Annotated in this window: 9 protein-coding genes; 6 read left to right on the forward strand and 3 right to left on the reverse strand. The window is 64.8% G+C overall.

The window, feature by feature from the left end; all coding sequences use genetic code 11:
* Both KGM94_RS22885 and KGM94_RS22890 read right to left on the reverse strand, forming a co-directional pair.
* The coding region (locus KGM94_RS22885) for a class I SAM-dependent methyltransferase (protein WP_300264384.1) at positions 1-438 on the reverse strand (438 nt) is incomplete at its 3' end.
* Positions 439-565: 127 nt separating this feature from the next.
* Positions 566-1450 (reverse strand): amidohydrolase family protein, encoded by an 885-nt coding sequence (locus KGM94_RS22890; protein WP_300264386.1) that lies wholly within the window; start codon positions 1448-1450, stop codon positions 566-568.
* 134 nt (positions 1451-1584) lie between these two features.
* Between KGM94_RS22890 and KGM94_RS22895 the strand changes: the two genes are divergently transcribed.
* The 5 genes from KGM94_RS22895 (at position 1585) to KGM94_RS22915 (ending at position 3964) form a co-directional block, all read left to right on the forward strand.
* Entirely contained in the window at positions 1585-2061 is a 477-nt protein-coding gene (locus KGM94_RS22895; protein ID WP_300264387.1) for a MaoC family dehydratase, read from the forward strand.
* Between the two features lie 11 nt (positions 2062-2072).
* Positions 2073-2510 carry a MaoC family dehydratase gene (locus tag KGM94_RS22900; protein WP_300264389.1) on the forward strand — a complete coding sequence of 146 codons (438 nt, stop codon included), beginning with the start codon at positions 2073-2075 and terminating at the stop codon, positions 2508-2510.
* Positions 2511-2706: 196 nt separating this feature from the next.
* The gene (gene ykgO, locus KGM94_RS22905; protein ID WP_006611362.1) at positions 2707-2832 is read left to right on the forward strand and encodes a type B 50S ribosomal protein L36; all 126 of its coding nucleotides are present in this window, start codon (positions 2707-2709) and stop codon (positions 2830-2832) included.
* A gap of 101 nt (positions 2833-2933) precedes the next feature.
* On the forward strand, positions 2934-3575 hold the full coding sequence (locus tag KGM94_RS22910; RefSeq protein ID WP_300264391.1) for a tetratricopeptide repeat protein: 642 nt from the start codon (positions 2934-2936) through the stop codon (positions 3573-3575).
* A gap of 122 nt (positions 3576-3697) precedes the next feature.
* Positions 3698-3964: a hypothetical protein gene (locus KGM94_RS22915; RefSeq protein ID WP_300264393.1), complete on the forward strand. Its 267-nt coding sequence runs from the start codon at positions 3698-3700 to the stop codon at positions 3962-3964.
* Between the two features lie 33 nt (positions 3965-3997).
* On the opposite strand, the gene KGM94_RS22920 is transcribed toward KGM94_RS22915, so the two are convergent.
* Entirely contained in the window at positions 3998-4180 is a 183-nt protein-coding gene (locus KGM94_RS22920) for a hypothetical protein (RefSeq protein ID WP_300264395.1), read from the reverse strand.
* 319 nt (positions 4181-4499) lie between these two features.
* On the opposite strand from KGM94_RS22920, the gene KGM94_RS22925 reads away from it, so the two are divergent.
* The gene (locus KGM94_RS22925) at positions 4500-5456 is read left to right on the forward strand and encodes an alpha/beta hydrolase (RefSeq protein ID WP_300264397.1); all 957 of its coding nucleotides are present in this window, start codon (positions 4500-4502) and stop codon (positions 5454-5456) included.
* Positions 5457-5595 lie beyond the last annotated feature (139 nt).

Below are 5595 nucleotides of genomic sequence, written 5' to 3' on the forward strand. Positions count from 1 at the left end.
CGAGCCGATCGTGTCCAGGACGAGGATGAAGTCGAAGGGGCCGTCGACGGCGGCGAACGTCGCGGGATCCTCGGCGTCGCCTGCGACGAAGCGCAATTGCGGATGGCGCTCCTTCGCGAGCGCGATCTGCACGGCGCTGAAATCGACGCCCACGCCGTAGGACGGCTCGAGCGCGGCGAGCGTATCGCCGAGGCCGCAGCCGATCTCGATCACGCGGCTGCCGGGCGGAATGAGGAACCGCAGATAGCGTTCGTCCTCGTCGTGAAAGAAGGCGGCCTTCTCCAGCCAGAGCGCACGCGACAGCGCGAAGCGATCGGCGTGGTCGCGCAGGCTCGCCTTGCGCGAGGAGGGGGTATCCTGTTCAGGCAGGTTGGACCGCTCGCCGGCGGCGAAGAGCCCCGTTTGCTGCGTCGGCAGTTGTCCTTCCGAGCCCGGCATCAAGCCCCCGCACGCCAATCCATACAAAACGGCAAAGCGCCGTCACGTCTCGCTATACGCGAAATCGGCGCTTGGGAAGGGCCGCGGCTTGCCGCGCAATCCGGGGATTGCACGGTTGATCTTCCCCCTATATCCCGAGCAGCTTTCGCGCGTTCGCCTTCAGCACCTTCGGCCGGATCTCCTCGCGGATGTCGATCTTGGCGAAGTCGGACATCCAGCGGTCCGGCGTGATCACCGGCCAGTCCGAGCCGAACAGCATCTTGTCCTGCAGGATCGAGTTGATGTAGCGCACCAGGATCGGCGGGAAGTATTTCGGCGACCAGCCGGACAGGTCGATATGGACGTTCGGCTTGTGGGTTGCGACCGACAGCGCTTCCTCCTGCCAGGGGAAGGAGGGATGGGCGAGGATGATCTTGAGGTCGGGGAAATCCGCCGCCACGTCGTCCATGTACATCGGGTTGGAATATTTCAGCCGCATGCCCATGCCGCCGGGCATGCCCGAGCCGACGCCGGTCTGCCCGGTGTGGAACAGCGCGATGGCGCCGCCGTCGTTGATCGCCTGATAGAGCGGATAGGCCATGCGGTCGTTGGCGTAGAAGCCCTGCATGGTCGGGTGGAACTTGAAGCCGCGGACGCCGTATTCCTCGATCAGCTTGCGCGCCTCGCGCACGCCGAGCTTGCCCTTGTGCGGATCGATCGAGACGAAGGGGATGAGGACGTCGAGATGCTCGGAGGCGACCTCCAGCATCTCGTAATTGTTGTAGCGGCGGAAGCCGGTCTCGCGCTCGGCATCGACCGGGAAGATCACGGCGGCGATGTTCTTGGAGCGGTAATAGGCCGCGGTCTCCGGCACGGTCGGCGGATGCTTGTTCGGCGACTTGAAATACTCCGCCATCTGCGCCTGGAAATCGTCATAGCCGTCGTCGGGATGGCAGCCGCAGGGCTCCTCGGCGTGGGTGTGGATGTCGATCGCCACGACGTCGTCGATGTTGGGCAGCTTCAATTTCGCCATTGGGTCCTCCCGGCAGCTCGTGCGGCGGGTTGATTATATCATATAACGAATTTGGCAAGAGCGTCGGCCGCGTTGGTGGCCGGCCGTCCTTGCGCTAGTGTTGCCGCCAGCAAGAAGGGCAGGGGAGGCCGAAAATGCCAGGGGCGCAAGCCTTCGAGACCGATTTCTGGAAAGACGCGAATTTGCGCAAGGTCTGGGACGAGATCGTTCCGGGCGAGCCGCGCAAGACCATTCCCTGCACGCTGACGCGCGAGGCGATCGAATTGTATTGCAGATCGGTCGGCGACACCCATCCGCTGTATTTCGACGAGGCCTATGCGCGCACCACCCGCTATGGCGGGTTGATCGCGCCGCCCTCGATCCACATCATGCTGATGTTCGCCTGCACGCCGGCGGACGACTGGATGCGCTCGCCGGGCACGGTCAATGCCGGGCAGTCCTGGAGCTACAACATTCCGGCGCGGCCCGGCGACGTCATCACGCTGCAGGCGCGCGCACTCGACAAGTTCATCAAGCGCGAACGGCTGTTCGTGGTCCACGACAACGTGTTCTTCAACCAGAACGGCGACGTCATCTGCTCCGGCCGCGGCTGGACCATCAGGCCGAAATGAGGGGAGGGGATATGACCGTCACGTTCGAAAGCCTCAAGGCCGGCGACCCCATCGAGGGGCCGGATTTCGCGGTGTCGCGCGAATCCATCCGCCTGTTCTGCGATGCCTCGCTCGACTACAACCCGCTGCATCTCGACGACGACTACATGAAGGGCAATTTCGGCAAGACCAATTTCGGCGGCGTGATCATGCACGGCATGAACAATTTTGGCCTGATCTCGCGGATGATCACCGACTGGGCCTATCCGGCCGGCGCGATCCATCGTCGGCTGGAGACGCGCTGGGTCAAGCCGGTGCGCCCCGGCGATACCATCCGGCCCTCCGGCATCATCAAGGCCAAGCAGGTGACCGCGAAATCCCGCTGGGTGCTGCTGGACGTCGTCGTCCGCAACCAGAATGACGAGCGTGTCGCGACCGGGGAGGCGATGGTCGAGTTCCCGGAGGCCTGAAAAGGGCCGTTGAGGCCAATTTTGGAGTTAATCGGCTCGGAACGGGCTGATTGCATTGACATCCCCTCCCGCCATGGCTAGAAACCGCCCCGTCCCGGGCGGTCGGCCCGCCGGCGGGAAAAATCTCATTTTGCCACGTTCGCGCGCCTCAGACGGGAGTGCCGAACGCGGCCTTTCGAACGATCAGGATTCTCCCATGAAGGTCCGCAACTCGCTGAAATCGCTGCGTGGCCGCCACCGCGCCAACCGTCTGGTCCGCCGCAAGGGCCGGGTTTACGTAATCAACAAGGTGCAGCGCCGCTTCAAGGCGCGGCAGGGCTGATCCTGGCCGCGGGGCTCGCGCCTCCGCAAGACCACGGTTTCACACGAGTTTGACGCCGTCCTTGCTTTGCAAGGGCGGCTCGTCGCGTTTAGACTTCCGTCATGGCAGTGAGATTCCTTTCCACGCGCACGCTCTGTCTGGCGGCGCTGCTGGCCAGCCTTGCGGTTGCCGCCCCCGCCGTCGCGCAGGACGAGCCGCGCAGCCCGCCGGTCAAGTCGAAGAAGCTGCCGGAGCCGCCCGCCAAGCTGCCCAAGGTCGACCGCACCAAGAATCTCGATTTCCTGTTCGGCGCGCTGAAGGCCGCGCCCGACGAGGTCAGCGCCAAGCATGTCGAGGCGCGGATCTGGGCGATCTGGCTGCATACCCCGAGCGACACCGCCGCGCTGCTGATGACGCGGGCAAAGACCGCAGTCGATGCGCAGAAGATCGACGTCGCGATCAAGCTCCTGGATTCCGTCATCAAGCTCCGCCCCGACTACATCGAGGCCTGGAACCGGCGCGCGACCCTCTACTACATGCAGAACGACTACAGCCGCTCGCTGGCCGACATCCAGCAGGTGCTGATCCGCGAGCCCCGCCATTTCGGCGCGCTCGCCGGCCTCGGCATGATCATGCAGGAGCTCGGCGACGAAAAACGTGCGCTGGACGCCTATCGCAAGGCGCTCGCCATCAATCCGCACCTCGACAAGATCCCGGAGCAGGTGAAGTCTCTGACCGAGAAGGTCGAAGGCCGCGACATCTGACCTGCTTTTGACCGATCACGGTGGGTCGCCATTAACCACGATCCCAGCGGGTTTTGGCATGAGGGATGGTCTTCCCCGCCGGCGCGTCCTACCTGCATGACGTGTGCGAGAGGAGCAGAGCCATGAAGCGCTTGTTGGTCGCCGGCGCCTTGCTGCTGGGATCGGGAACGGTGGGCCTGGCCGACGGGATGTTCTGGGTGGTCGGCAATCGCGCCAGCGGCAAATGCGACATCGTCACCAGCAATCCGGTGATCATCGGCGACATCTGGTTCGGGGACGGTCCCTACAAGTCCAGGGACGACGCCAAGCTCGCGCGCTCGACCATCAGGGAATGCCCTCCGCCGCTTCCCGACGAGGACAAGGACGACGAACAGGCCGCCAAGAACTAGCGAAGAACGAACGCGATGACGCTGGGCGCGGGATCAGTGCAGGACGCTGCTGCCGCGCTGGGCAAGGCTGTGGTCGGCGGCCGCGGCATAAAGTTTGGCAAGCTCGGTCTCGAGATGCTCGTTGACCAGAAGCAGCGCCCTGAGCGCGCCGCGCAGGTCGCCGCTGCAGCTTGCGACGATCTCGTCGATCGCCGTGTCGTTGGATCTGAAACTCATCGAAATTCCTCCGATACAAACCAGAACAATGAGCCGGTCGTTCCCGCGTTCCTGTGGATTGCGTGGAGGATCGGCGCCCATCCGCTCCTAGATGGCCAAACCGACCGTGGCGATTATATGGAAGCGGTCATGACGTGTGCATGAACGCTTCCCTCCCGGGTTACCTTTTCCTGCAAGGCACTGATTCTACTTTTGTTTTTAAAGCCTGCGTCGCGCCTTTATCCACAGCCCGACCGTCCTGGGGAACCGCTCGCGGCCGAAACCGTCGTCAGGCTGGGCGCGTAGCTGTCGCGTGCCCAAGTTCGCTCGGACCCTTTCCATGATCGCAATCCTCGTCGTGACGGCGCTGGCCGTGCTGGCCGTCGTCACGCAGGCCGGCGTCCTGGTGTTGCAGCGCCGGTTTCCGCCGCAGGGCGACATGATCGCGGTCGACGGCGCGACGCTGCACGTAGTTGACCTGGGGCCGCGCGACGCCGGCCCGCCGATCGTGATGCTGCACGGCGCGAGCTCCAATCTCGAGGTGATGCGCAATCCGCTCGGCGATCTCCTGGCCGTGCGACGGCGGGTGATCCTGATCGATCGCCCCGGCCATGGCTGGAGCACGCGCGCGCGGCGGCGGGATTCGACGCCCGAGGTGCAGGCGCGGATGATCGACGAGGCGCTGGCCCGGCTCGGGATCGATCGCGCGGTCTTCGTGGTGCATTCCTGGAGCGGGGCGCTCGGCGCGCGGCTCGCGCTGGACCATCCGCGCCGCGTCGCCGGTCTCGTCATGCTCGCGCCGGTCACCCATCCCTGGCGCGGCGGGGTCGGCCGCTACAACGAGATCATCGCGACGCCCGTGATCGGTCGCTTGCTCGCCTACACGGTCACCCTTCCGCTCGGCTATTTCTTCACGACGCCGGGCGCGCGCAACGTCTTCATGCCGCAGACGATGCCGGACGGCTTCGTCAGCGCCACGGCGACGCCGCTGCTGCTGCGTCCGCGCGAGTTCATCGCCAACGCCTGCGATCTGGTGACGCTGAAGGAAGCCGTTGCGGCGCAGGTCGCGCACTATGGCGAGATTACGGCCCCGACCGTGATCATCGCCGGCGACGCCGACAAGACGGTCTCGACCGGCATCCATGCCCGGCCGTTCGCCGCCACGGTGCCGAACGCCAGGCTGATCGTGCTGCCCGACCTCGGTCACATGGTGCAGACCGCCGTCCCCGATCTCGTGAAGGCCGAGATCGAGGCGATGATGGGGAGGATTGTTTCAGTAGAGGCCGCTGCGAACTAGGATTCGCAAGCGCCAAAGGTAGGATGCCGGACTCTGGACCAGCCAGAGCCCGGCCTTGAGGCACATTCAGCCTACTTCGCCTTGATCTTCCCGTCCTTGTCGAACTGGGAGACGTAGGCCCAGAGGTCGTTGACCTCCT

The organism is Bradyrhizobium sp. (genome assembly GCF_028868675.1).
Taxonomy (GTDB): Bacteria; Pseudomonadota; Alphaproteobacteria; order Rhizobiales; family Xanthobacteraceae; genus Bradyrhizobium.